18 protein-coding genes are annotated in these 24,947 nt (G+C 68.2%); 9 read left to right on the forward strand and 9 right to left on the reverse strand.

Translation table 11 applies throughout. The annotated features are described in order from the left end of the window. Positions 1-10: 10 nt before the first annotated feature. On the reverse strand, positions 11-958 hold the full coding sequence (gene gshB / locus QT382_RS18810) for a glutathione synthase (protein ID WP_289255657.1): 948 nt from the start codon (positions 956-958) through the stop codon (positions 11-13). A 24-nt stretch (positions 959-982) separates the two neighbouring features. Continuing rightward, positions 983-2,155 carry a benzoate/H(+) symporter BenE family transporter gene (locus QT382_RS18815; protein WP_289255658.1) on the reverse strand — a complete coding sequence of 391 codons (1,173 nt, stop codon included), beginning with the start codon at positions 2,153-2,155 and terminating at the stop codon, positions 983-985. 23 nt (positions 2,156-2,178) lie between these two features. Between QT382_RS18815 and QT382_RS18820 the strand changes: the two genes are divergently transcribed. Then, the gene (locus tag QT382_RS18820; RefSeq protein WP_289255659.1) at positions 2,179-2,949 is read left to right on the forward strand and encodes a class II glutamine amidotransferase; all 771 of its coding nucleotides are present in this window, start codon (positions 2,179-2,181) and stop codon (positions 2,947-2,949) included. 9 nt (positions 2,950-2,958) lie between these two features. On the opposite strand, the gene QT382_RS18825 is transcribed toward QT382_RS18820, so the two are convergent. Continuing rightward, the gene (locus tag QT382_RS18825) at positions 2,959-4,878 is read right to left on the reverse strand and encodes a potassium transporter Kup (RefSeq protein WP_502929926.1); all 1,920 of its coding nucleotides are present in this window, start codon (positions 4,876-4,878) and stop codon (positions 2,959-2,961) included. Between the two features lie 148 nt (positions 4,879-5,026). Continuing rightward, complete coding sequence (locus tag QT382_RS18830; RefSeq protein ID WP_289255661.1) at positions 5,027-7,927, reverse strand: TonB-dependent receptor plug domain-containing protein; 2,901 nt, start codon at positions 7,925-7,927, stop codon at positions 5,027-5,029. A gap of 538 nt (positions 7,928-8,465) precedes the next feature. On the opposite strand from QT382_RS18830, the gene QT382_RS18835 reads away from it, so the two are divergent. From QT382_RS18835 to QT382_RS18855, 5 genes are all read left to right on the forward strand, one after another. Further along, on the forward strand, positions 8,466-9,428 hold the full coding sequence (locus QT382_RS18835; protein ID WP_289255662.1) for a LysR family transcriptional regulator: 963 nt from the start codon (positions 8,466-8,468) through the stop codon (positions 9,426-9,428). A gap of 72 nt (positions 9,429-9,500) precedes the next feature. Continuing rightward, on the forward strand, positions 9,501-10,694 hold the full coding sequence (locus tag QT382_RS18840; RefSeq protein WP_289255663.1) for an amino acid aminotransferase: 1,194 nt from the start codon (positions 9,501-9,503) through the stop codon (positions 10,692-10,694). A 141-nt stretch (positions 10,695-10,835) separates the two neighbouring features. Continuing rightward, entirely contained in the window at positions 10,836-12,089 is a 1,254-nt protein-coding gene (locus tag QT382_RS18845) for a D-amino acid dehydrogenase (RefSeq protein WP_353957281.1), read from the forward strand. A 70-nt stretch (positions 12,090-12,159) separates the two neighbouring features. Further along, entirely contained in the window at positions 12,160-13,374 is a 1,215-nt protein-coding gene (locus QT382_RS18850) for a serine hydrolase (RefSeq protein WP_289255665.1), read from the forward strand. Positions 13,375-13,384: 10 nt separating this feature from the next. After that, complete coding sequence (locus QT382_RS18855) at positions 13,385-14,296, forward strand: S66 peptidase family protein (RefSeq protein ID WP_289255666.1); 912 nt, start codon at positions 13,385-13,387, stop codon at positions 14,294-14,296. Between the two features lie 92 nt (positions 14,297-14,388). Here QT382_RS18855 and QT382_RS18860 read toward each other — a convergent pair whose 3' ends face one another. Continuing rightward, the gene (locus QT382_RS18860; RefSeq protein ID WP_289255667.1) at positions 14,389-17,208 is read right to left on the reverse strand and encodes a TonB-dependent receptor; all 2,820 of its coding nucleotides are present in this window, start codon (positions 17,206-17,208) and stop codon (positions 14,389-14,391) included. Between the two features lie 249 nt (positions 17,209-17,457). Between QT382_RS18860 and QT382_RS18865 the strand changes: the two genes are divergently transcribed. The 3 genes from QT382_RS18865 to QT382_RS18875 all read left to right on the forward strand — a co-directional run bounded on the left by QT382_RS18865 (position 17,458) and on the right by QT382_RS18875 (position 20,696). Beyond that, the gene (locus QT382_RS18865; RefSeq protein WP_289255668.1) at positions 17,458-18,381 is read left to right on the forward strand and encodes an ornithine cyclodeaminase family protein; all 924 of its coding nucleotides are present in this window, start codon (positions 17,458-17,460) and stop codon (positions 18,379-18,381) included. Then, positions 18,378-19,832, forward strand: a complete 1,455-nt coding sequence (dacB, locus tag QT382_RS18870; RefSeq protein ID WP_289255669.1) for a D-alanyl-D-alanine carboxypeptidase/D-alanyl-D-alanine endopeptidase — start codon at positions 18,378-18,380, stop codon at positions 19,830-19,832. The genes QT382_RS18865 and dacB overlap by 4 nt, the downstream gene beginning before the upstream one ends. Positions 19,833-19,910: 78 nt before the next feature. Continuing rightward, positions 19,911-20,696, forward strand: coding sequence for a substrate-binding periplasmic protein (locus QT382_RS18875; protein WP_289255670.1), 786 nt, complete (start codon positions 19,911-19,913; stop codon positions 20,694-20,696). Positions 20,697-20,703: 7 nt separating this feature from the next. On the opposite strand, the gene QT382_RS18880 is transcribed toward QT382_RS18875, so the two are convergent. From QT382_RS18880 to QT382_RS18895, 4 genes are read right to left on the reverse strand one after another with little or no spacing between them, the layout of a single operon-like run. Beyond that, entirely contained in the window at positions 20,704-21,762 is a 1,059-nt protein-coding gene (locus QT382_RS18880; protein ID WP_289255671.1) for a S66 peptidase family protein, read from the reverse strand. Between the two features lie 19 nt (positions 21,763-21,781). Further along, positions 21,782-22,384, reverse strand: a complete 603-nt coding sequence (locus tag QT382_RS18885) for a M15 family metallopeptidase (RefSeq protein WP_289255672.1) — start codon at positions 22,382-22,384, stop codon at positions 21,782-21,784. Beyond that, positions 22,381-23,283 (reverse strand): LysR family transcriptional regulator, encoded by a 903-nt coding sequence (locus QT382_RS18890; protein ID WP_289255673.1) that lies wholly within the window; start codon positions 23,281-23,283, stop codon positions 22,381-22,383. The genes QT382_RS18885 and QT382_RS18890 overlap by 4 nt, the downstream gene beginning before the upstream one ends. Positions 23,284-23,290: 7 nt before the next feature. Beyond that, positions 23,291-24,883 carry an ABC transporter substrate-binding protein gene (locus QT382_RS18895; protein WP_289255674.1) on the reverse strand — a complete coding sequence of 531 codons (1,593 nt, stop codon included), beginning with the start codon at positions 24,881-24,883 and terminating at the stop codon, positions 23,291-23,293. Between the last annotated feature and the right edge of the window lie 64 nt (positions 24,884-24,947).

Genomic DNA, 24,947 nt, shown 5'->3' on the forward strand with positions numbered 1-24,947 from the left:
CTGCAGGCCCTCAGGCGAGGGCCTGCTCCAGCGCATCTATGAACATCTTCGCCACGTCGAAGCCGGTCTGCTGGCTGATCTCCTGGAAGCAGGTCGGGCTGGTGACGTTGATCTCGGTGAGGCAGTCGCCGATCACGTCCAGGCCCACCAGCAGCAGGCCGCGCGCCGCCAGGATGGGGCCCAGGGCCTCGGCGATCTCGCGGTCGCGCGCGCTGATCGGCTGGGCCACGCCCTTGCCGCCGGCCGCCAGGTTGCCGCGCACCTCGCCGCCCTGCGGAATGCGGGCCAGGCAGAAAGGCACGACCTGGCCCCCGATCACAAGCACGCGCTTGTCGCCGTCCTTGATGGCCGGCAGGTAGCGCTGGACCATCACCGTCTCGGCGCCGCCCTTGTTCAGGGTCTCGATGATGGCGCCCAGGTTCAGGCCATCGGCGGCCACGCGGAAGATGCCGGTGCCGCCCATGCCGTCCAGCGGCTTCAGGATGATGTCGCCCTGCTCCTTGTGGAAGGCGCGGATCGCCGCCTCGCTGCGCGTGACCAGGGTGGGCGCGCTGAACTGCGGGAACTCCAGGAGCGACAGCTTTTCCGGATGGTCGCGCAGCGCGGCCGGCCGGTTGAACACCTTGGCGCCTTCGCGCTCGGCCTGCTGCAGCAGGTGGGTGGCGTAGAAATACTCGCTGTCGAAGGGCGGGTCCTTGCGCATCAGCACGGCGCCCATGTCGGCGAGGGCCAGCTCGGCTTCGGCCACCACGGTGAACCAGTCAATGGCATCGCCGGTGAGCGTGATCGCCCTCGCACTGCGAGCCACGACGCGGCCGCCTGAATGCCACACCAGGTCGGCCGGATGGCAGGCCCACAGCTCATGGCCGCGGCTTGCGGCCTCGCGCATCATCGCGAAGGTGGTGTCCTTGTAGGTCTTGAACGACTCCAGCGGGTCGGCGACGAAGAGCAGTTTCATGGTGAGGGGAACTTCTTTGATGGTTCAAACGCGTCGGCGGAAGTGTTGCACCAACAGAGAAACCGTGCCGGCCACCACGCCCCAGAAGGCCGAGCCTACGCCGGCCAGGCTGACGCCCGACAGCGTGACCAGAAAGGTCAGGATGGCGGCGTCGCGGTGGCGCTCATCCTGTAGTGCCTGCGAAAGCCCGCCCGCGATGGTGCCGAGCAAGGCCAGGCCGGCCACGGCCGCCACCAGCTCCTTGGGGAAGGCCGCCAGCAGTCCCACTACCGCACCACCGGCCAGGCCCAGCAGGATGTAGAACACGCCGGCCGCGGCCGAGGCCCAGTAGCGGCGGGCCGGATCCTCATGCGCCTCGCGGCCCATGCAGATGGCCGCGGTGATCGCCGCCAGATTGAGGGCGAATGCGCCGAAGGGCGCGAGCACCAGGGTGGCAAGACCTGTCACCGTGAGCGTGGGCGAGACCGGCGTCTGGTAGCCCGAGGCGCGCTGGGCCGCCACACCGGGCAGGTTCTGCGAGGCCATGGTGACCAGGAACAGCGGCAGGCCCACGCCGACCAGGGCAGCGGTCGAGAACACCGGCGCGGTCCAGACCGGCCGGGCCCAGGCCCAGTCCACCAGCTCCAGATGCAACCGCCCCTGCACGCCCGCCACCGCGATGCCGACCAGCAGCACGACAACCACCGCATAGCGTGGCCACCAGCGCCGGCCCAGCAGGTAGGCCAGGGCCATCAGCAGCACCAGCAGCGGCGCTGTGCGCACGCTGCCCACGGCATCGAGACCGAAGCGGGCCAGCACCCCGGCCAGCAGGGCCGAGGCCACGGCCAGCGGGATTCGGTCCATCAGCTTCTCGAACCAGCCGGTGAGGCCGCTGACGAGGATCAGCGCGCCGCAGAGCAGGAAGGCGCCGGTGGCCTCGGCCAGCGTGAGGCCGGAACTGGCGGCGATCAGGGCCGCGCCGGGCGTGGACCAGGCCACCTTGATAGGCAGCCGGGTCCAGAGTGACAGCGAAAGGCTGGTCAGCCCCATGCCCAGGCCCAGGGCCCAGATCCAGGAGGCGCTCTGTTGCGCATCGGCACCCAGGGCCTGGGCGGCCTGGAATACGATGGCCACCGAACTGGTGAAGCCGACCAGCACGGCGACGAAGCCGGCCACGACGGCGCTGAGCGAGAGCTGCTGCAGGCGGTTGGATTCCATGGGCGGAGCATAGCGAGCCAAGCATGTGCAGATTCCTGGCCTACGTGGGCGATGCGATCTTTCTGGACGAGCTGGTCTGCGTGCCGCCGCATTCGCTGGTGCGCCAGTCGCTGCGCGCCGAGGAGGCCAAGGTGGTCACCAACGGCGACGGCTTCGGCATAGGCTGGTACGGCGAGCGCGAAAGCCCCGGCGTCTACCGCGAGGTGATGCCGGCCTGGTCGGACGAGAACCTGCTGGCCCTGTGCGCCAATGTGCGCTCCCACTTGTTCTTCGCCCATGTGCGGGCCGCCACCGGCACCGGCATAGCGAGGCAGAACTGCCATCCGTTCCGCCATGGCCCCTGGCTATTCATGCACAACGGCCAGATCGGCGGCTACGGCCAGCTGCGCCGCGCGATGGAGGCACGGCTGCCCGACCATCTCTATGCCGAGCGCCGCGGCGCTACCGACAGCGAGCTGCTGTTCCTGCTGATCCTGGCCCGCATCGAGATGGGCGAGAGCGTGCCGGACGCGGTGGGCCAGGTGCTCAACGAGACCCTGGCCATGATGCATGTGCTGCACATCACCGCCCCCCTGCGCTTTGCAGCGGCGCTGGCCGATGGCAGGCAGGTCCATGCCTTCCGCTTCTCGAGCGACAAGCGCGCGCCCACGCTCTACCTGCACCACCACCAGAGCCGCGGCATCCTCGTGGCCTCTGAGCCGCTGGTGGACGATCACGAGGGCTGGGAGCTGATACCGCAGGGCACGGTGGTGCGCTTCGATGCCCAGGGGCATCACAGCCAGGCGCTGGCCTGAGGCCGGCGCTCAGATCTCGACCTTGGAGCCCAGCTCGACGATGCGGTTGGTCGGCAGGTGCAGGAAGTCGGCCGCGGCGGCGGCGTTGCGGTGCATGCTGGCGAACAGCTTCTCGCGCCAGAGGGCCATGCCCGAGCCTATGGTCGGAATCACGATGTCGCGCGACAGGAAATAGCTGGTCTCCATCTCGTCCAGGTGCACGCCATGCTGCTCCAGCAGCTTGAGCGCGTAGGGCACGTCGGGTTCGTTCTTGAAGCCGAAATGCAGGCTGACCTGCCAGCAGTCGTTGCCCAGGGCCTCCATCTGCACCCGCTTGTCGAAGCCTATCCAGGGCACCTCGTGGTGCTTGACCGTGACGAACAGGTTCTGCTCGTGCAGCACCTTGTTGTGCTTGAGGTTATGCAGCAGCGCATTGGGCGTGATGCCCGGCTCGGACGACAGGAACACGGCCGTGCCCGGCACCCGCACCGGCGGGCTCATGAACACCGCCTCCAGGAAGCCGGGCAGCTCGATGGCGTCGTGCAGCAGCTTGTCGCTGAGCAGGCGGCGGCCCTGCTTCCAGGTCAGCATCAGCGTGAACATCCAGATGCCGATGAGCAGCGGGAACCAGCCGCCATGCGTGACCTTGAGCAGGTTGGACGCGAGGAAGGTGATGTCGATGATGAAGAACAGGCCGGTGGCCAGCAGGCACAGGGCCAGCGGGTATTTCCAGCCGAAACGGATCACGTAGAAGGTCATCACCGTCGTGATCGTCATGTCGATGGTGACCGCCACGCCGTAGGCGCCGGCCAGCTTGCTGGACGAGCCGAAGAAGACCACGGCCAGCACCACGAAGGCGAACAGGCCCCAGTTGATGAAGGGCACGTAGATCTGGCCGGTGTCGCGCACCGAGGTGTGCAGGATGCGCATGCGAGGCAGGATGCCCAGCTGGATCGCCTGCTTGGTGACCGAGAAGGCGGCCGTGATCAGCGCCTGCGAGGCCACGATGGCGGCCAGCGTGGCCAGGCCGAACAGTGGCAGCTCGGCCCAGGACGGCGCGATCAGGAAGAAGGGGTTCTTGATCGCCTCGGGCCGCTCCAGCAAGAGCGCACCCTGGCCGAAGTAGTTGATCACCAGGGCCGGCATCACGAAGCCGTACCAGGCGATGCGGATCGGCTTCTTGCCGAAGTGGCCGAGGTCGGCATAGAGGGCCTCGCCGCCGGTCACCACCAGCACCACGGCGCCCAGGGCCACGAACGCCACCCAGCCGTAGTGCAGGCAGAAGTCCAGCGCATACATCGGGTTGACGGCGGCCAGCACCTTGGGGTTCTCGGCGATCTGCGGCAGGCCCAGCAGGGTCAGGCAGCTGAACCAGACCAGCATCACAGGACCGAAGGCCTTGCCCACGCCGCCGGTGCCGAAGCGCTGCACCGAGAACAGGCCGGCCAGCACGATCAGCGTGATAGGCACGATGGCATCGTGGTACTGCGGCGCATAGACGTCTATGCCCTCGACCGCGCCCAGCACCGTCATCGCCGGCGTGATCACCGCGTCGCCGAAGAAGATGGCCGTGCCGAACAGGCCCACCATCATCAGGCCGCGACGGAGCTGGGGCTTGTCCTTCACCGCCATCGTGGCCAGCGCCAGCATGGCGATCAGGCCGCCCTCGCCGTTGTTGTCGGCGCGCAGTATCAGCAGCACGTACTTGATCGAGACCACGATGGTCATGGTCCAGAACAGCAGGGACAGCACGCCCAGGATGTTCTGTGGATTCAAGGGGACATGGCCCCCGTGGAAGACTTCCTTGAGCGCATACAGCGGGCTGGTGCCGATGTCGCCGTAGACCACGCCCAACGCGGCCAGGGTCAGTGCGGCCAGGGCCGCCGGCGAACGGGTCGCCGTCGAAGAAGAACTCACGGGTGGTGTCGCACAGCCTTGTGGCGGCTGCATCGAGTCGAGGAAAGGCGGTATTTTGCTACTGCCCTTGTGTGCCGCGCCAATCGAACCCCCGGTGTTGGCGGGAGGCCATTGACGGCCAAAGAAAAAGCCGGGGCACCTTGCGGCGCCCCGGCTCGGACCGGGAGGTCAGGCGGTGGACTTATTCCCAGGAATAGGTCGCGCCAACCGAGAAGCGACGGCCCAGCTGGCCCGGGGTGCCCGGGTTCCAGTAGGTCCAGGCCGACGGCACGCCGCTGGCTTGGGTGTAGTTGGCCGTGGCGTTCAGAACCGAGCCGGTCAGGATCCAGTTCTTGAAGCCGCGGTAGGCCACGCCCAGGTCCAGCACGTCTTCGGCGCCGATCTTGCAGTAGTCGCCGTTACGCAGGAAGGTATTGGCGGCCGTGGTCGAGGTCAGGCAAGTGCCCGTGGTGGAGCTGAATTCCGAGTCCGTGTGGCTGAAACGAGCCCAGGTCGTCCAGTCGGCACGGCGCCAGTCGACGCGCAGCGAGGCCTTGGTCTTGGGCACGTCCAGCGCGATGCCGGTACCGACGTAGCGGTCCGGAGTGGCGCCGGCCAGCACGACCTGGTCGAAGCGAGCCGTGTAGGTGCCCGACAGCGTGAACGTGAAGGTGCCCATTTCCTGGGTCGGCACGCGCAGCTTGGCGTCGTAGTCCAGGCCCGAGGTCTTGGTCCAGCGGTAGTTGTCGTAGCCGCGGATCAGGGCAATGATCGGACCGCTGTTCTGCACGCCAGGCAGCCAGGTGGCCTGGTCCGGGTTGCGCAGCACGTTGGCGGCGGCCGGGCCCGTCGGGTTGGCGTTGTAGGCCTCCATCACGTCGACACCGCGCTGGGCACGGATTTCGTTGTCGCGCTTGAAGTACCAGGCGTCCAGCGACATTTCCAGGTTCTTGGTCGGCGAGAAGATCGCGCCCAGGGTCATGGAACGCGAGGTTTCGGCCTTCAGGTTGGGGTTGGCCGAAATCACGGTCGGGATGGAACCCGGGTTGGGCGTCAGGCCGCTGAAGCCGAGCACGTTGCAGTCACGCGTGCTGGACGGGTTGCCGATGCTGACACCGTTCGGGCAGCGCAGCTTGTCCGGCACGCCGTACAAGCTGAACGTGTGGAACGACATCATGAACGAGTTGCCGATCTGCGACAGCGACGGTGCGCGGAAGCCGGTACCGGCCGTGCCGCGGAACGCCAGCGTCTGCGGGATCGCCGACCACTTGAAGCCGGCCTTGCCGGTGTTCGAGTTGCCGAAGTCGTCGTAATGCTCGTGGCGGGCAGCCAGTTGCAGTTCCAGGGACTTCAGGACCGGCAGGTCCAGCTGGGTGTAGGCAGCCCAGGACTTGCGGGTGCCCGAGGTGCCGTTGGCCACCAGGCCGACATAGTCACCCGACAGGTAGTTGGCGTCCGGCGTGGAGTCCAGCTTTTCCTTGCGGGCTTCGACGCCCAGGGCGATGGCGGCATTGCCACCGTCCAGCTTGAACAGCTGACGCGAACCGCGCAGGTCACCCGACATCACGGTCGACTTGCCGGTGTTGACGGCGTCGGAGGCGATGGTGGCGATCGCGGCACGATCGTTCATCTTGCCGAAGTGGTAGGTCGCGTTGGCGATCGCGGCCGGCAGCAGCGAGGCGCGGACGCGGTCCTGCTGGGTACGTTCGCTGTCGATCTTGGAGAACAGCAGGGCGCTGTCGATGTCCCAGCCGCCGATTTGACCTTCCAGGCCGACCGTCAGGCGGGTCTGCTTCAGGTCGCTGATGTCGCCGGTCTTCAGGTCTTCAAAACGCGGAATGATCTGGATGTCCTGGGCCGAGGCGGTGCCGCGGGTCGGGTTGTCCGGATGGTTGGCGTTCAGGATGATTGCCGGCAGGCCCTTGAACACGCCGCTCAGCAGCGGCCAGGTCACGACGTTGGCGTTGCGCTGAGCCTGGGTCACCAGGGTCTGGTTGAACACGTACTTGGTGCCGGTGCCGGTGGTCTTGGTCTTGGCGACCATCAGGTCGGCGAACAGGGTCAGGTCGGGCGAAACCGCGAAGGTGCCGCGCACCATGCCGTTCACGCGATCCTGCTTGGCCATGGCTTCGGCGGCCTCGTCGGCGTTGAAGCGGCACATGCCAACAGGCAGCACCTGGGCAACACCGGTCTGCACCGTCGGCACGCCCTTGCCCACTTCGTTGGCAGCCGGGCAGTCACCCATGTGGCCCAGGAAGTTGGTGCCGAAGTAGCTGCCGGCGAACGAGGTGGTGTTCGGGACCTTGTAGTAGTTGGTGAACTGCGACGAGACCGAGCTGGCCTCGTAGCGCGACAGCGCGCCGTTGGTGTTCTGGTACTGGTTGTAGGTGCCCAGGTCGCCGACATGCTTCAGCTCGCTGTAGCCCACGGCGTCGCGATGGAAGGCGTCGATGCCGCCGAAGATGTTGAAGCGCTGCGAATCCAGGCTGCCGAAGCCGAAGGTGAAGCCCGCGCTGGCGTTCTTGCCGACGCCACGGTCAGCAGCGCCGACCTGGCTGGTCACTTCGAAGCCCTGGTATTCCTTGCGCAGGATGTAGTTGATCACGCCGGCCATGGCGTCCGAACCGTACGAGGCCGATGCGCCATCCTTCAGGATGTCGACGCGTTCGATGGCGGCGCGCGGGATGGTGTTGGCGCTGACCAGGTTGCCGCGACCGAAGTTCACGTCAACGGCAGCGACCGGGGCGATGCGGCGGCCGTTGATCAGCACCAGCGTGCCTTGCGAGCCCAGACCACGCATGGAGATCGTGGCCAGGCCGGCGACGAAGCCGGAGGCGGCACCGTCGCTGATCGAGCTGGTGTCGATCGAGCTGACCGAGCGCAGCATTTCTTCAACGGTGGCGAAACCCGAATTGCGGATCTCGTCACGGGTGATCGTCTGGACGACCGACGGGGTTTCCTTGTCGGTACGCTTGATCAGCGAGCCGGTCACTTCGACCCGCTCGATCTTCTGCACCTCGGGGGCCGGGGCAGCCTGCTGGGCCTGCGCCTGCGAGACCAGGCCGACGACGGCCAGTGCCAGGGCGGTAGGACGGAATTGCATGAATCGCTCCTTCAACATCACGATGAACTCTGCATTTGTCGGCCGCTGGCGCTTGCACCCGGCGGCGACTGGCCTCCTCATTCATTGGAGGGAGCGACTCCCCATTCAGTGGGGATGCGCTACGTGTCGGTTTGACGACAAGGCCCGAAGCGGCGGATGGTAAAGCAGTGTTAACGCAGGGTCTCGGCGGCGTTCCCCACGCACAACGCCGGGCCGGATGGCACTTGACGTGCGGGGCAGCAATCGGCACGAAGCGGCTTGCACCCGGTCAAGCGGCCCCAAAACCAAGGGTTAACCCTTGAATTTGCTGCTCACAAACACCGAGGCGCCCAGATTTGCCTTTCGATTCAAGCCGAACCATGCCGCCGGCCCTGTCGATTCGGCGGTCGGCCAGCCGCAGCGGCACCCCTGCGCCCGGTATTCAGATCCGCGAAAACCCGAAGCACCGGCCGACTATGAATTCTTGTTAAGGCCCTGGATCGAAAATCTCATGCCGCGACTGGCGGCCCGCCCGCCTTGCCCCCTTACAAGCTCGTCCATGCAACGTCCGTCCGCCGAGACCATCAGCCCCGATGAAGTCGAGAACTTCATCCGGCGCCGCCTGAGCCTGCGCCACCTGCGCATGTTGCTGGCGCTCAACGCCACCGGCACTATCAGCGCCGCCGCCGAATCCCTGCACGTCACCCAGCCAGCCGTCAGCAAGGCCCTGGCCGAAATCGAGGGCGGCGTGGGCCAGGCCCTGTTCGCCCGCCGCGGCCGCAGCCTGCGCCCGACGGCCATGGGCCAGCGCCTGGTGGACCTGGCGCTCAAGCTCGATGCCGACCTCAGGCGCGGCGCGGGCGACCTGGGCTCGATGGCCCGCGGCGCCTCGGGTGAGCTGCTGGTCGGCTCGACCAATGCCGCCCTGGCCAAGATCCTGCCGGAGGCCATAGTCGCGATGAAGGCCGAGCATCCGTCGGTGACCATCAGCGTGCGCACCCATGCACTCAGCAGCCTGTTCGCCGAGCTGCGCGAAGGCCGGCTGGACCTGGTGATCGCCCGCGTACCACCGCAGGAGCTGCCGGCCGATCTGGAGAGCTCGCGGCTGATCGAGCAGACCCAGGTGCTGACCATCAGCAGCATCCATCCGCTGGCCAAGGCCGGTCCGGTGGGCTGGGAGACGCTGACCCGCCAGGCCTGGATCTGGGAACTGCCCGGCACCCGCTCGCGGGCGCTGCAGGACCGCATGTGGCAGGGCCTGGGCCTGCCGCTGCCGACCAATGTGATCGAAACCGGCGACCTGATGCTGGCCCTGAGCCTGATGAAGCGCATGCCGCTGCTGATGGTGATGCCCCAGCATGTGGCGCGGGTGGCGGCCCAGACCGGCGTGCTGAACATCCTGCCGCTGGCCATGGACTCCGGACTGTCCGACCTGACCGCCTGGCATCTGCGCGAACCGCAGGGCGAACTGGTGCTGCGTTTCAAGCAGCTGCTGCTGGAGGCCGCCCAGGCCTCGGTCTGATCCGAGCCGGCCGGCCGGCCGGGCGACAGCCGCCCCGATAATGCGGGCATTCCCGAACCGGAGCCCCGCGCCATGTTCCAGCACGTCGACGCCTATGCAGGCGACCCCATCCTCAGCCTCAACGAGGCTTTTCAGAAGGACCCACGGCAGAACAAGATCAATCTGTCGATAGGCATCTATTTCGACGACGACGGCCGCATCCCCATGCTGGACTCGGTGCGCAAGGCCGAGCTGGCCGTGGTGGCCGATGCCGGTGCCCGGCCCTACCTGCCGATGGAAGGCGCGGCCAATTTCCGCGAGGCGGTCCAGGCCCTGCTGTTCGGTGCCGAGCATCCGGCGCGCAAGGAAGGACGCATCGTCACCATCCAGAGCGTGGGCTCCAGCGGCGGCCTCAAGGTCGGTGCCGACTTCATCAAGCGCTACTTCCCGGCCAGCCCCATCTATGTCTCCGACCCGACCTGGGACAACCACCGCGCCGTCTTCGAAGGCTCGGGTATCGAGGTCAAGACCTACCCCTATTACGACGCGTCCACCGGCGGTGTGCGCTTCGCCGAGATGCTGGAGGCGATCCGCGCCCTGCCGGCCAAGAGCGTGGTGCTGCTGCACGCCTGCTGCCACAACCCCACCGGTGTGGACCTGAGCCCGCTGCAGTGGGACGAGCTGATCCCGGTGCTGCAGGAGCGCGAGCTGCTGCCCTTCCTGGACCTGGCTTACCAGGGCTATGGCGACGGCCTCGACGAAGACGCGTTCGCGATCCGCGCCATGCTGGATGCCGGCCTCTCGTTCTTCGTCGCCAACAGCTTCTCCAAGAGCATGAGCCTGTATGGCGAGCGCTGCGGCGCGCTGAGCGTTGTCTGCCCCGACGCCGCCCAGGCCCAGCTGGTGCTCGGTCAGCTGAAGTTCATGATCCGCCGCAACTATTCCAACCCGCCGCTGCACGGCGGCCAGGTCGTCGCCCGGGTGCTGAGCGATCCGGCGCTGCGCACGCTGTGGGAGGGCGAGGTGGCCGAGATGCGTGTGCGCATCCACGCCATGCGCAATGCGCTGTACGAGGTGCTGGCCGCCAAGCTGCCGGGCCGCAACTTCGACTACTTCCTGACCCAGCGCGGCATGTTCAGCTACACCGGCATGAGCCCCGAGCAGGTGGATCGCCTGAGGAACGAATTCGGCGTCTACCTGGTGCGCTCGGGCCGCATGTGCGTGGCCGGGCTCAACACCAAGAACGTCGAAGCCACGGCCCAGGCCATGGCCGCCGTGCTGGGCTGAGACGCCGCCAACCCAGCTGAATCATCCGGGCCGCGATATGCGGCCCGGTTATAGGCGGCGGCGCCGCTTTCATTGGCCCAGGGCCGGTCTGTTCCTTACGCTGCGAAAGCTGTAATCGGATGGAATCGGCCCAGGGCACGGATGAAACATTGTGTGGTGATCGGCGGCGGCGTGGTCGGACTGACCTCGGCCTGGGCACTCGCCGAACGTGGCCATGCGGTCACGTTGATCGAACGTGAACGCGAGGTGGCGCTGGGAGCCAGCCATGCCAATGGCGGACAGCTGAGCTATCGCTACGTCTCGCCGCTGGCCGATGAGGGCGTGCCCCTGAAGGCCCTGCGCTGGCTGCTGGACCCCGACGGCCCGCTGCGCTTCAAGCCCGAGGCCAGCTGGCAGCAGTGGTCCTGGATGCTGGCCTTTCTGCGCGCCTGCCGCGCCCCGGTGAATCGCCGCATGACCGAGAAGCTGCTGGCCCTGGGCGCCTTCAGCCAGTCGGCCTTCTCGCAGCTGCACCAGGCCACCCGGCTGGACGGCATTGCGCTGCGCGCGCCGGGCAAGCTGGTGGTCTACCGCAAGGACGAGGAATTCGCCCGCGTGGCCGGCCGGGTCCGGGCCCAGGCCGGCTCGCTGGAACAGGCGCTCAGCCATGACGAATGCGTGGCCCTGGAACCGGCGCTGGGCTACAGCGACACCCAGCTCGCGGGCGGCATCTTCACGCCCGGCGAGGCGGTGGCGGACTGCAAGCAGTTCTGCCTGCAGCTGGCCAAGGCCTTGCAGCAGCACCCCAATTTCCGCGGCTTCCAGCAGGCCGAGGTGAGCGGCTTCCTGCAACGCGGCGGCGACAGCATCGCCGCGGTGCGCACGTCCAAGGGCGAGATCGCCGCCGACCAGGTGGTGCTGGCCGCCGGCCTGCAGAGCCGCCCGCTCGCCGCGCAGCTGGGCATCAGGCTGCCGCTCTATCCCCTCAAGGGCTACAGCCTGACCGCACCCATCGCCGAGGGTCATCATCCGCCCGAGGTCAGCGTCACCGATTTCGAGAAGAAGATCCTGTACGCCCGCATAGGCGACCAGCTGCGCATCGCCGCCATGGTGGACCTGGTCGGCGAAGACGACAGCATCGACCCGCGCCGCATCGCTTCGCTGCACAAGGCGGTGCGGGCCACGTTCCCCAAGGCGGCCGACTACGACCAGGCCATCGCCTGGGCCGGCCTGCGTCCTGCCACGCCTTCGGGCGCACCCATCGTCGGCGCCACGCCGGTCTCCAACCTGTGGCTCAACGTGGGCCATGGTGCCCTGGGCTTCACCTTCTCCTTCGCCACCGCCGACATCGTGGCCGAGCTGGTCTCCGGCCGCAGCAGCCCGGTGGCGCTGGACGGCTTGCAGCTGGCGGCATGAGCCCCGCCCGGCCGCCCGTAGGGGCTCGCTCCCGCTTGGCGGGACAGCGCCAAGCGCGAAGGGTGCAGACATGAATTCGGCACAGCTGGCCGAGGCCTTGCTTGAGGCCGTTCGTGCGCAGCAATTCGAGCTGACGAACGACAAGCTGCAGGACGGACGGCCGCTGGGCCTGATGCCCAGCATCGACCTGGCGGTCGCGGCCTTCCCCGCCGAAGGCACCCCGGTCTGGGCCAATGTGCTGTTCTCGCGCGAGCATCCGCAAGGCCTGGTCGCGAGCTTCGACGGCAGTGCCGGGCCGGTGAACAACGTCCACTACCTCGCCGACCAGCAGGATGCCGAGCAGCGCTCGCCCGCCTGGTTGCCGGGGGCCGACTGGTCGCGCCTCGATTGGCAGACCCTGGCCGGCCAGCCGGGCCAGCCGCGTGTCGTGGCGCCCTACCCGGCCTCGCTGATCAAGCTGATGGTGATGGTCGCCGTCGCCCACCAGGTCGACCTGGGCCGCTGCCGCTGGGAACAGGACTGGCGCTGGCAGCAGCGCGGCCGCCGCGTGCTGGACTGGGCCTTCGACATGACCGTGGTCAGCTGCAACGACGCGACCTCGGCCCTGGTCGCCCTGCTGCATGAACTCGGTGCCCTGGGCGGCGAGCACAACGAGGTCGAACAGCTGTTCCAGCGCTTCGGCCTGGGCACGCTGCGCTTCGCCGACACCCGTGCCGACGGCGGCTGGCGCAATGCCGACGGCGCCGGAGTCGGCCATCTGCAGATGACGGCCTGGGACGCGCTGCGCCTGCTGTGGCTGATCGACCCCGATGCGCCGCCGGCTCCGTGGCTGCCGGCAGGCCAAACGCCGATGCTGAGTGCCAAGCAGACGGCGGCGGTGCTTTATTGCCTGCGCGAGCAGGGCCTGCACGAAATGCTGTCCAGCACCGTGCTGGCCGGCGTGCCAGGCTGGGTGCCCGGCCTGCCCGCCCGGGTGCCGGCGCGCTGGCTGCAGAGCGACGGCTCGGCCCGGCTGGCCGAGGACCGCGCCTATCCGGCCGACCTGCGCCAGGCCCAGGCGAACGCCTCGCTGGAGTTCCTGCACAAGACCGGCAATACCGAGAACTACGGCTCCGACGCGGGCATCGCCCGCGGCCTCGGCCGGGCCCGTCGCCACTACCTGATAGCCTTGACCAGCAGCCTGGGCCGTCGCTTCTCGCCGGGCGAGCCTTGCGCCACGACCTGGCGCCTGGCCGCCCTGGGCGCCCGCATCGACGCGCAGCTGCGCACCTGGTTCGGAGACTGACGCAGTACCCATGCCCCAAATCGACCGACTGCTGATCCCCGCGCTGGGCGAAGGCGCCACCCTGGGCCTGATCGCCCCGGCCGGCCCGCCCAAGCCCGGCACGCTGGAACAGATCCCGGCCCTGCTGCAGCGCCACGGCTTCAAGCTCAAGCAGTTCCCCGGCTGTGCCGGACCGACCGCGCTGGGCTTCCTGGCCGCCGACGACCGCCAGCGCCTGGACGACCTGCACGCCGCCTTTGCCGATCCCGAGGTCGATGCCGTGCTGTGCGCCCGCGGTGGCTATGGCTGCGCGAGGCTGCTGGACCAGATCGACGGAGAGCTGCTGAGCCGCCATCCCAAGCTGCTGATCGGCTACAGCGACATCACCAGCCTGCACGGCCTGCGCGACCACCTGGACCTGCCCGGCCTGCACGCGCCCATGCCGGCCTCCGACCTCTTGCATGCCGAAGCCGGTCCGGACGCCGACGCGCTGTTCGTCCTGCTGAAGCAGGGCCTGCGCGTCGGTGACCGGCTGGCGCCTTCGTTCGCCGCACATCCGCTTTCGCAAGGCCGCGAGGCCGCGGGCCGGCTGATAGGCGGCAACCTGGCGGTGTTCACCGCACTGGCCGGCACCCGCTGGGCGCCGCGGGCCGAGGGCGCGATCCTGTTCTTCGAGGACATTGCCGAAGAGCCCTACCGGGTCGACCGCCTGCTGGCCCAGCTGCGCCTGAGTGGCGTGCTGGATGCCGCGGCCGGCTTCCTGATCGGCAGCTTCAGTGACGCCGAGTCGCCCGACGCCGTGCTGGCCGACTACCTGCGCCCGCTGGGCAAGCCCATCCTCGCCGGCTGGCCCTCGGGCCATTGCCGTCCGAACGCGCCGCTGCCGCTGGGCCTGAGGGTGCGCATGGATGTGGCCGGGCAAGCCCTGACCCTGCTCGGCTGAAGCGCCGCCCCCAACAAAGAACAAGCCCCGCCTGGCTCGCGCCGGCGGGGCTCTTTTTTGGGCGGGTCCGCCGCAGCGGACCCGGTGCTCGATCAGAAGAACTCGTACTTGACCGAGGCCTGCAGCGTGCGGCCGCGCGGGTCGGCCACGCGCGGATCCCAGCCGGCACCGATCACGCCGTCGACGTTGTGCCAGGTGAACGGCGGCTGCTTGTCGAACAGGTTGATGACGCCGGCGGTGATCGTCATGTTCTTGATGCCGCTGTAAGTGGTGAACAGGTTGAACGTGGTGTAGCTGCTGACGTTGCGCTTGACCTCGCCCGTGCTGCGGTAAGCGGTCATGTCCTCGTCCTCGTAGCCGTCCTTGTAGGTGGCCGAGACGGTGCTGGTCCACTTGCCCTGCTTCCATTCCAGGCTGCCCGTGCCCTTCCAGGGCAGGTACAGGGTGGTGGCGTTCCACTTGCCCACGTACTGCACCAGCGGCGCGTTGTCGATCAGGCGCTCCTTGTGGCTGATCATCTTGGTGAGGTTCAGCTTGGCGGTCAGGCGGCCATCGCCTATCAGGGTGCGGTGGACCAGGCCCATGTCGATGCCCTTGGTCTGGCTGGCCGATGCATTCACCCAGCCGGCCTGGATGTAGCTGACATTGCCGCTGCCGTCACGAATGAAGTTGTCCTTGAACAGGTCGTAGTTCGTGATCATCTGGGTCACGCTGAGCGTGCGGATCCGATCCTCGAGCTTGACCTGCCAGTAGTCGGCAAACACCTGCATGTTGCTCATGGGCTCGAACACCACGCCCAGGGTGGCCTGCTTGCTCTCTTCAGGCTTGAGCAGCGGGTTGCCGCCGGTGCGGTACAGCACGCCGCTGCGGGCGCACTGGGTCGGGTCGACCGGGCAGCGCACCGGGTCGTTGAACACGCCGGTCAGCGTGTTCTCGAGCACGCCCAGGTTCAGCTGCTGGGGCGTGGGAGCGCGGAAGCCCGTGTTGGCCGAGCCGCGGATCAGCAGCTCCTTCATCGGCGTGAACTTGAAGGCGATCTTGGGATTGGTCGTGCTGCCGATCTGCGAGTACTTGTCGGTCCGCACGGCCAGCTGCAGTTCCAGGTTGGTGAACACCGGCACCAGCAATTCGGCGTAGGCCGCCTTGATGGTGCGCTCCTGGTCGGGCGACTTGGCATTGCTGGCGCAGCCCATCACGGCGTTCTTCACCAGCAGGTTGGCGGCCGAGAAGGTGTCGCGGCAGGCGATCTGGTCTTCGATCGAGCCGGAGAAGCCGTAGAACTCCTTGCGGTAGTCAAAGCCCACGGCGAAGTCCAGCGAACCGGCCGGCAGCTTCATCAGCGAACCCGACAGGGCGCCGTCGAACTGGGTCACCTTGGTCTTGCCGCCGAAGATGCGGCCGCGCGCCTTCGTGTCCTCGATCAGCTTCATGACCTCGGGCGTCTGGCTCTGGCCCGGCAGCAGGAAGGGGTTGTACTTGCCGCTGGCCAGCAGGTCCACCAGCTTCTGGGTGTAGGCATAGCCGTCGTACAGATAGGCCGAGCCCTTGGCCTCGCCCTTGGAGACGCCGAGCTTGTAGTCGTAGCCGAAGACCTCGCCGTCCAGGCCGGCGGCCAGGCGCTTGTTCTCCGAGCGGTTCTCGACGGTGCGATAGCCCCAGTCCCACATGCGCAGACGGTAGGCGATGGGCTTGGTCGGGTCGAAGTCGTTCGCTCCGATCAGCGCCTTCATGTTCAGGTAATACGGGCCGTTCACCGGGTAGTTGGTGATGGCATTGGTGCTGGTGCTGAACTGGTAGGGCGTGAACTCGGAACGCACGTCGGTGCGCGAGCCGTTGAACTCGACGAAGGCCGTGTCCGTGTCGGTCACCGCGAAATTGGCGCGGGTCAGCAGGTTGTAGCCTTCCTTGGGAGGCGTCAGCATGAACTGGCGACCGTAGTCGGTGGCGCAGCGGTACTGGCTGTTGGCCTTGGTGTAGCCGAACTTGTCCCACAGCGTGATGTTGGTCGACAGCGGCACGCCGAACGGCACCTGGTCGCACTGGTTGCGGTAGGCCAGCAGGTTCAGGTTGGTGTACTTGGTCGCGTCGCCGGTACCGATGGTCGTACCGGTCGTGGCCAGGGCGGTGCCGGCCGAGGCAATGATGTTGGCGTGCGGCGCGCTGGTGGTGTCGGGCGACAGGCCCATGGCCGGCTGGTAGCCCGTGGCCCATTCGCGGTCGATGCCGCGCAGGATGGTGTTGCGGTCGGCCGTGAGGCTGGCCATCACGTTGAAGCGGTCCTTCTCCAGCGTGCCGACGCCACCGGAGATCGAGGCCCGCTTGGTCATGCCGCCGCCCGACTGCATCGGGTTGCTGACGTTCACGCGCAGGGCCGCGCCCTGGTAGTTCTTCTTCAGGATGAAGTTGATGACGCCGCCGATGGCGTCCGTGCCGTAGATGGCCGAGGCGCCGTCCTTGAGGATTTCGACCCGCTCCACCGCTTCGATCGGGATTGCGTTCAGGTCCACCGCGCCGCCCGACATGCCGTGCGTCGAAACGCGGCGGCCGTTCAGCAGCACCAGGGTACCGGTCGGGCCCAGGCCGCGCAGGTTGGCGAAGGAGGAGCCGCCGGTCAGACGGTCCTGGTCGGCGCCGAACACGCTGTTGCGCGAGGTCGCGTTGTCCACGTTGGCCGAGTTCTCGCCCAGCGAGTTCAGCAGCTCTTCGGCCGACTGGGCGCCCGTGTTGCGGATCTCGTCGGCCGAGATCACCTGCAGCGGCAGGGCGGTCTGGTTCACGCGCTTGATGCTGGAGCCGGTCACCTCGACCTTCTCGATCTTGGTCGGGGCGCTGGTCTGGGCCAGCGCCACGCCTATCAACTGGGTACCGAGGCCAACGACGGCAAGGTGGTGCGCGAGCTTGTTCAACTTCATGGGGCTGCTCCTGGTGATGCGAGTCCGGACATGGTTTCCGAACCTGAACTTCTATTGCGGATCGGTAACGATGATCGGGGACCGCACAAGGGCTGCCCATAGGGCTGGACCGTAGCTGTTGCGCCCAGTTCACTGAATGCTTGACGGCTCCTCATAACCCAGCGGAATGCAAGCCGGCCAAGCCGTCAGCGCGAGCTGCGGCGGCAGGCTCTACATTGGCGCCAGTCCCCTTCAGACCGCCCCTGTTCCATGCAATTGATCACCGAAGCCCAGGTCGCCTCCGTGCTGACGCTGCCGACCGCCACCGAGGCCCTGCGCCGGGCCTTCACCCAGTTCGGCCAGGGCCAGGGCGCCGTGCTGGCCCGCCACCGCGCCGCTGCCGAAGCGGCCGACGGCGCGCCGCTGCTGGTCAGCGCCATGGGCGCCCTGCTGCCGCAGCTGGGCGTGCTTGGCACCAAGGTCTATTCGACCCGCAGCGGCCAGTTCCAGTTCCTGATCAACCTGTTCTCGACCACGACCGGCGAGCCCTTGGCCACGCTGGAGGCCAACGAGCTGACCCGGCTGCGCACCGCGGCCAGCACGGCCGTGGCGGTCGATGCGCTGGCCCGCCCAGATGCCAAGGTGCTGGCGATCTACGGCGCCGGCACCCAGGCCCGCGTCCATGCCGAGGCCCTGCTGCCGCTGCGCCGCTTCGAGCGCGTGCTGGTCTGCGCCCGCAGCGGCGCTCCCGAATTCGCCGCCGAGCTGGCCGGGCAGCATGGCCTCAGCTGCGTGGCGGTCGACGCCGCCAGCGCTGCCAGCCAGGCCGATGTGGTCGTCACCTGCACCCGCTCGACCGAGCCCTTGTTCGACGGCGCCCTGCTGCGGCCCGGCACCCTGGTGGCCGCGGTCGGCTCCAGCAAGCCGGCTGCCCGCGAGCTGGACGACGCCCTGCTGGCCCGCGCCAGCCTGATCGCCGTCGAATGGAAGCCGGCCGCCGAGACCGAGGCCGGCGAGTTCTGCCGCGCCGCACCGGGCGTGATCGACGCTTCCAAGGTGGCCGAGCTGGGCCAGCTGCTGGCCCTGCCGCGCGCCATCGATCCGGCCGCCGTCGTGGTCTACAAGAGCGTGGGCATTGGCCTCGAGGACGTGGCCATTGCCCACCAGGTCTACCAGGCGCTGCAAGCCGCATGAACAATCCGATGATGAAGACCCGACTCCAGACCGCCCTGCTGCTCGGCGGCGCCCTGCTGCTCAGCGCCTGCGCCTCGCTGCGCCAGAGCCAGGAGATCCCGGCCCCGGTCAAGGAGGCCTTGACCAAAGCCGCCCTGCCGGACAACGCCCTTGCCGCCGTGGTTCTGCCGCTGGATGCGCGCGAAAGCGGCCTGCGCCTGCAGCCGCAAAGGCCGATGTCGCCGGGCTCGACGATGAAGCTGGTGACGGCCATCGTCGGCCTCGACAAGCTGGGCCCCAACTGGCGCGGCCGCACCGAGCTGCTGGCTACTGCGGCGCCGCAGGGCGACACGCTCCCCGGTCCGCTCTACCTGCGTGGCGGTGCCGATACCGACCTCGACTGGGGCGCCCTTGCCATGCTGCTGCGCCAGCTGCGCGAGCAGGGCGTGCGCCAGATCCAGGGCGGCCTGGTGGTGGACCGCACGCTGTTCAAGCCGGCCCGCATCGACATCGGCGTGCCGCCCTTCGATGAGGCACCCGAGTTCCAGTACAACGTGATCCCGGACGCGCTCTACCTCAACGGCGTGATGCTGGGCCTGCAGCTGCAAAGCGATGGCGAGCGCCTGGCCGTGGCCCGACTCAGCCCGGGCTGGGCCGGACTCGAGGTCGATGCCAGCGGCCTGAACCTGAACGATGCCGCCTGCAAGGACTGGGACAGCAAGGGCTGGAAGATTCCGCAGCTGGCCAACGAGGGGCGCAAGCTGCTGCTGCTGGGCCAGTACCCGCGCAACTGCAGCCAGTCCACCGAGATCAATTCGCTGGAGCGCCAGGCCGTGACCGCCGCGGCCGTGCGCCAGCTCTGGCGCGAGCTGGGTGGCGAGATCGGGCCCGGCGATGTGGAAGGCGCGACGCCGGCCGGCGCCAAGGTGCTGGCCACCCATCAGGGCCGGCCGCTGGCCGAGGTGATACGCGGCATGATGAAGCGCTCGGACAACCCGCTGACCCGCCTGGTCTACCTGAGCCTGGGCGCCAAGGCCGCGCAGGGCGAGGAAGAGACCCGCGCCGCCGCCGAGCGCACGGTGCGCGAATGGTTCGCGGCCAAGGGCATTGCTACCCAAGGCCTGGTGCTGGAGAACGGCTCGGGCCTGTCGCGCAGCGAGCGCATCAGCCCGGCCCAGATGGCCGCCCTGCTGCTGGCCGCCCAGGACGGACCCTGGCTGGCCGAGCTGCAGCAGAGCCTGCCCATCGCCGGCTATGACGGCACCATGGCACGCCGCCTCAAGGGCACGCCGGCCGAGATCCGCGCCCGGCTCAAGACCGGCACGCTGCGCGACGCCGTGGGCCTGGCCGGCTTCGTGCCCGACAGCCAGGGCCGGGTCTGGGTCGTGGCCGCCATGGTCAACGACGAGAAGGCCGCGGCCAAGGGCCGGCCGGTGCTGGACGCGCTGATCGACTGGGTCTCGCGCCAGTAACAACCACTAGGCCGCGCGGCCTCAGGGCCGCGACGCCAGCGCTTATGCTGCGGGCTCCTCGGAAAGGAGTCCGCCTCGATGCCGAAGCAAGTCGCCAGTCTGGCGCTATTCCTGTGGCTGCTGGCCCTCGGCCTGCCCCTGGACTCGGCGATGGCCGAGCCGGCGCGCAGCTTCGTCACCGAGCCCTTCCCGCCCTACACCTATGCCGAGCGCGGCAAGGCCGCCGGCCCCATGGTCGCGGTGCTGCAGGCGGTCTGCGAGGAACTGCGCTGGAACTGCCTGGTCGAGGTCCTGCCCTGGCGGCGCGCGCTGGGCCTGGCCCAGGCCGGCCGGGTCGACGGCATCTTCACCGTGGTCGACACGCCCGAGCGGCGGGTCTACTTCCATGTCAGCCAGCCGGTGATCGCCGCCCGCTACACGCTGTTCTCGCGCGCCGGCGACGATTTCCGCTTCAAGGACAAGCAAGGCCTGCAGGGCCGCACGCTGGGCGCCTACGGCCCCTCGGCCACCGTGCTGGCGCTGGACGAGCTGGTGGCCGATGTGGCGGGGGTGCAGACCGTGATCGAGACCGACAACCGCACCGTGCTGCGCAAGCTGGCCGCCGGCCGCTACGGCCCCAAGGGCCTGGCCCTGGTCAACGAAAGCGTGGCCCTGACCCTGATGCGCGACGAGAAGCTGGACGGCCTGCAGACCGCCGGCTCGATCAAGGACTTCGACTACGCCTTCGGCCTCTCGCGCCAGCGCGTCAACGAGGCCGATTTCAAGGCCTTCAACGAGGCCCTGGCCCAGCTCTGCCGCAGCGGCCGCACGGCCGAACTCCTGCGGCCGTTCGCGGTGCCGGCCTCGGCTTGCAGAAAGCCCTGATCCAAGCTCAGACCGTGACCGGCTTGAGCAGCTGGATGGTGCCGGCGTCGGCGTCCATCTCCGCCTCCGCCCCCACCGGAATCGTCAGCTTGCGCTTGACGTGGCCGAACTGGGCGCCGCGGTAGACCGGCACGTTCAGTGGCAGGAAGTAGTCGTCGAAGACCTCGTCCAGCGTCAGCACGCCGTAGTTGCCGTCGCCCGGTTCGCACTTGGTGAAGTGGCCCAGCACCACGCCGGCCAACTGGTCCAGCGCGCCGGCCAGGCGCAGCGTGGAGAGCATGCGGTCGACGCGGTAGATGTATTCGTTGATCTCTTCCAGGAACAGGATGGCGCCGCGGAACTCGGGAGCGTAGGGCGTGCCTATCAGCGAGCTCAGCACGGCCAGGTTGCCGCCGACCAGGCGGCCGCGTGCCTTGCCACCGCGCAGCGCGCGGGTGCGGTACTGCGTGGGCACGATGTTGTCGCCGCGTTCGGGCGGCGGGTTCTTCAAGAGGGCCGCCTCGCCTTCCATCACCAGCGAGCGGAAGGCCGCCACGCTGTAGCCGTTCCACTCCGAGCTGGCGACCGGGCAGTGAAAGGTCACGAGGCCGGTCTGGCGCTGGATGCCGTTGACCAGCGAGGTCAGGTCGGAGAAACCGCCGAAGAACTTCGGTCTGGCGGCAATGGTCTTGTAGTCCAGCTTGTCGACGATGCGGTTGCAGCCCGAGCCGCCGGTCATGGCGATGATGCCGGCCACCGAGTCGTCGGCGAACATGGCGTTGATGTCGGCGGCGCGCTGCGCGTCGGTGCCGCCGAACTGGCCGTAGCGGGCCCGCAGGTTGGCGCCATGCCTGACCTTGAAGCCCAGGGCCTGCAAGGCCTCCGTGGCGATCTCGATAGGCTCGCGCTCGAAAGTGGCATTGGCCGGGCTGACCAGGGCCACGGTGTCGCCCGGGCGCAGCCGGCGGGCATGGATCTGCGGCTTGGCGGCGGACTGCAGTGCAGCTTGCGGCGCGGCAGCGGCAGCCAGAGCCGGAGACAGGCCGGCCGCGGCCAGGGTCTGGATGAAGTGACGACGCTCGCTCATGCTTTGCTAACTCCAGGATTCAGAGGACACGCGGCAGGTCGCGCCGCACGGCGACCCGATCGCCGAAATCGAAATGCCACCACTCGGTGCTGATGCCGTGGAAGCCGGCCTGGCGCATGGCCGCGCGCAGCCAGCCGCGCTCGCGCAGCTGGGCTTCGCTGAGCTGGCCCAGGGCCAGGTGCTCGGCCTCGTGGTCGGGATGGGAGACCAGGGTCATCTCGTCGAAGCCCGTGCCCATGTCGACCTCCGCTCCTCGCGGGTCCAGCACGGTCAGGTCCACGGCCATGCCGAAGCTGTGGATGGAACCGCGCTCAGGATGGGCCAGGTACATGGCCAGCGGCGTGCCGGCCAGCTCGGCGTACAGCGTCTCCTGGATGCGCTGCGGGCGCAGGGCGTCCAGCACCAGGAAACGGTAGCCGGGGCGCCGGGCTTCAAGCCATTGGGCGGCGTTGAGCAGGGCCTCGGCCGCTTCACTGCGCAGGTAGGCACAGTCGAGGCCGCCATAGACATCGTGGCCGACGAAGTTGTCCGCCGTCGCGTAGCGCAGGTCCACAGCGATGTTAGGCAGGCTGGCCAGGGCCCGGAAGTCCGGATGGCCGGGGATCTGTTCGCAGGGAATCATGGATTCAGCGAGTCCAGGCTTTGCTGGGCCGCCTCGCTCAGGTACTTGACCAGGCGGCGCGCGGTCTGGGCCAGCGGCGCATTGGCCGCCGTCAGCAGGAAGAGCTGGACCGGGATGGCCGGGGCCAGCGGGCGCAGGCGCACCCGCTCGCGGTTGGCCGAGGCGGCGGTGAACGGGTCGACCACGGTGACACCGACCCCGGCCTCGCACAGCGTGCGCGCCAGCTGGTAGGTCTGCACCGTGATGCGGCTTTGCAGATGGGCGCCCTGAGCCTCGCCGGCGTTGTGCACCACGTTGCCCAGCGGGTCGTCACCGGCCAGGCCCACCAGCTCGGAGCGGATCTCGCCCACGGCCAGGGGACCATAGCCCTCGGCCTCGGGCGTGCCCACCGGGCACAGCGCCATCATCTGGCCGCTGGCCAGGACCTCGGCCTTGATGCCGGGATGGCGCGGATCCTGCAGCGACAGCGCCAGGTCGGCCTCGCCCAGCATCAGGGCCGAGACGATTTCACGCGTGTGGTTGGTGGACAGCAGGCAGTGGCTGGCCGGGAAGGCCCGGCACCAGTGCGTCATCGCCGCCGGGATCACGGCCGCGCCCAGCGTGGGCGTGGCGACCAGGCGCACCAGCTCCGATTCGCCGCTTCGCAGATTGGCGGCCAGCCGTCGGATCGACACCAGGTCGCGATTGAGCTTGTCGATCTCCACGAACAGGCGCTGGGCCTCGGGCGTCGGATAGAGCTTGCCGCGCACCCGGTCGAACAGGGCCATGCCCAGCTGCAGCTCGCAATGCTGCAGCACCTTGGTCACAGCCGGCTGCGAGATGTGCAGCAGCTGGGCCGCGCCGCTGATGGTGCCGGCCTGCATGACCGCATGGAAGACTTCGATGTGACGGAGACGCATAGGCTGCTTACTCTCGATAGACGTTCTCGAAATCGACAGCGCCGTTGGGTGACATCACGAAACCCTGCACGTCGCGCCGCATCGGAATGTAGACGGTCGAATGGGCCATGGTGATCCAGGGCCGTTCGCGCTTGAAGATCACCTGCGCCTGCTGGTAGAGCTGCTGGCGCAGCACCGGGTCGACGCTGGCGCGGGCCTCGTCGATCAGGGCCTCGAACTCGCGGTTGCAGAACTTGACGCCGCTGGTGTTGGCGGCACAGGACAGGTTGGGCGTCAGGAACTCGTCGGCATCGCCGGTCTCGCCGGCCCAGCCGCTCATGTAGACGCTGTGCTCGCCGTTGTTGGCCCGCTTCAGGTACTCGCCCCATTCATAGGTGCGGATGCTGGCGCGCACGCCGATGCGGGCCCAGTCCTGCTGGATCAGCTGGGCCATCAGCTGGCCGTTGGGATTGGTCGGCCGGGTCACCGGCAGGGCCCAGAGCTCCAGCGCCAGGCCGTCCTTGAAGCCGGCCTCGGCCAGCAGCGCGCGGGCGCGGGCCGGGTCGTACTCGTTCTTCAGGCCCTTGTTGTAGCCGGCAATGGCCGGCGGAAAGGCGCTGACCGCCTGCATGGCATCGCCGCGCGGGAACAGCGCGCGGAAGATGGCATTGCGGTCGATGGCGATGTCCAGGGCCTCGCGGACCAGGCGGTTGTCGGTCGGCGGCTTGCGCAGGTTGAACGACAGGTAGGAGATGTTCAGCGCCTGGGCCTTGGCCACACGCACCGTCTCGGGCCGGCGGTCCAGGGCGGCCAGGTCCACGTCGCGGGCCGGAGCCGCCACATGGCATTCACCGGCCAGCAGCTTCTGGATGCGCACATTGGGTTCGCGGGTGATCGCGAAGATCAGTTTCCCGGTGCGCTGCGGTGGACCCCAGTAGTCGGGATTGGCCTCCAGGCGGATCACGTCGTCCTTGGCATAGGACTTGAAGCGGTACGGCCCGGTGCCCACCGGCTGGTTGTTGATCTGGCGCGCCCGGCCGGTCCGCAGCAGCTGGGCAGCATATTCGGCCGACTGGATGCCGGCCCAGGCCATGGCGAAGTTGGCCAGGAAGGTCACGTCGGGCCGGCGCAACCGAAAGCGCACGCGGTAGTCGTCCAGCCGGTCCATGCCCTCGATCAGCCGGGCCAGGCCGAGGTTGGACGGGTAGATGAAGTTGGCCGGGAAAGCCTGGTTGAACGGCAGCTTGGGGTCGATGAAGCGCTGGAAGGTGAACAGCACATCGTCGGCATTGAAGTCGCGGCCCGGCTTGAAGAACGCCGTGCTGTGGAAGCGCACGCCGCGGCGCAGCTCGAAGACGATGCTGCGGGCATCGCTGGCCAACTCCCAGCGCTGCGCCAGGGCCGGCTCCAGCTCGGTGCTGCCGCGCTTGAAGCCCAGCAGGCCCTGGAAGATCTGCTTGGTCACCGTGCCGGTGCTGGCGCTGTCCCACAGGCCGGGATCGAAGCCCTCGGGACTGGCATCGCTGCAGAACACCAGCGGTTTGGCCGTGGCCAGGGTCGCCAGGAACAAGGCCGCTGCGCCAACGGCAAGACGGCGGAACAGCGGCGACGGGACCTTCATCGGGACAGCAGGGATGGACGAGGCGGCCATTGTTGAAAGCACCCGGACCCTCAACAAGTGAGAA

The organism is Pelomonas sp. SE-A7, assembly GCF_030345705.1.
Taxonomy (GTDB): Bacteria; Pseudomonadota; Gammaproteobacteria; order Burkholderiales; family Burkholderiaceae_C; genus JAUASW01.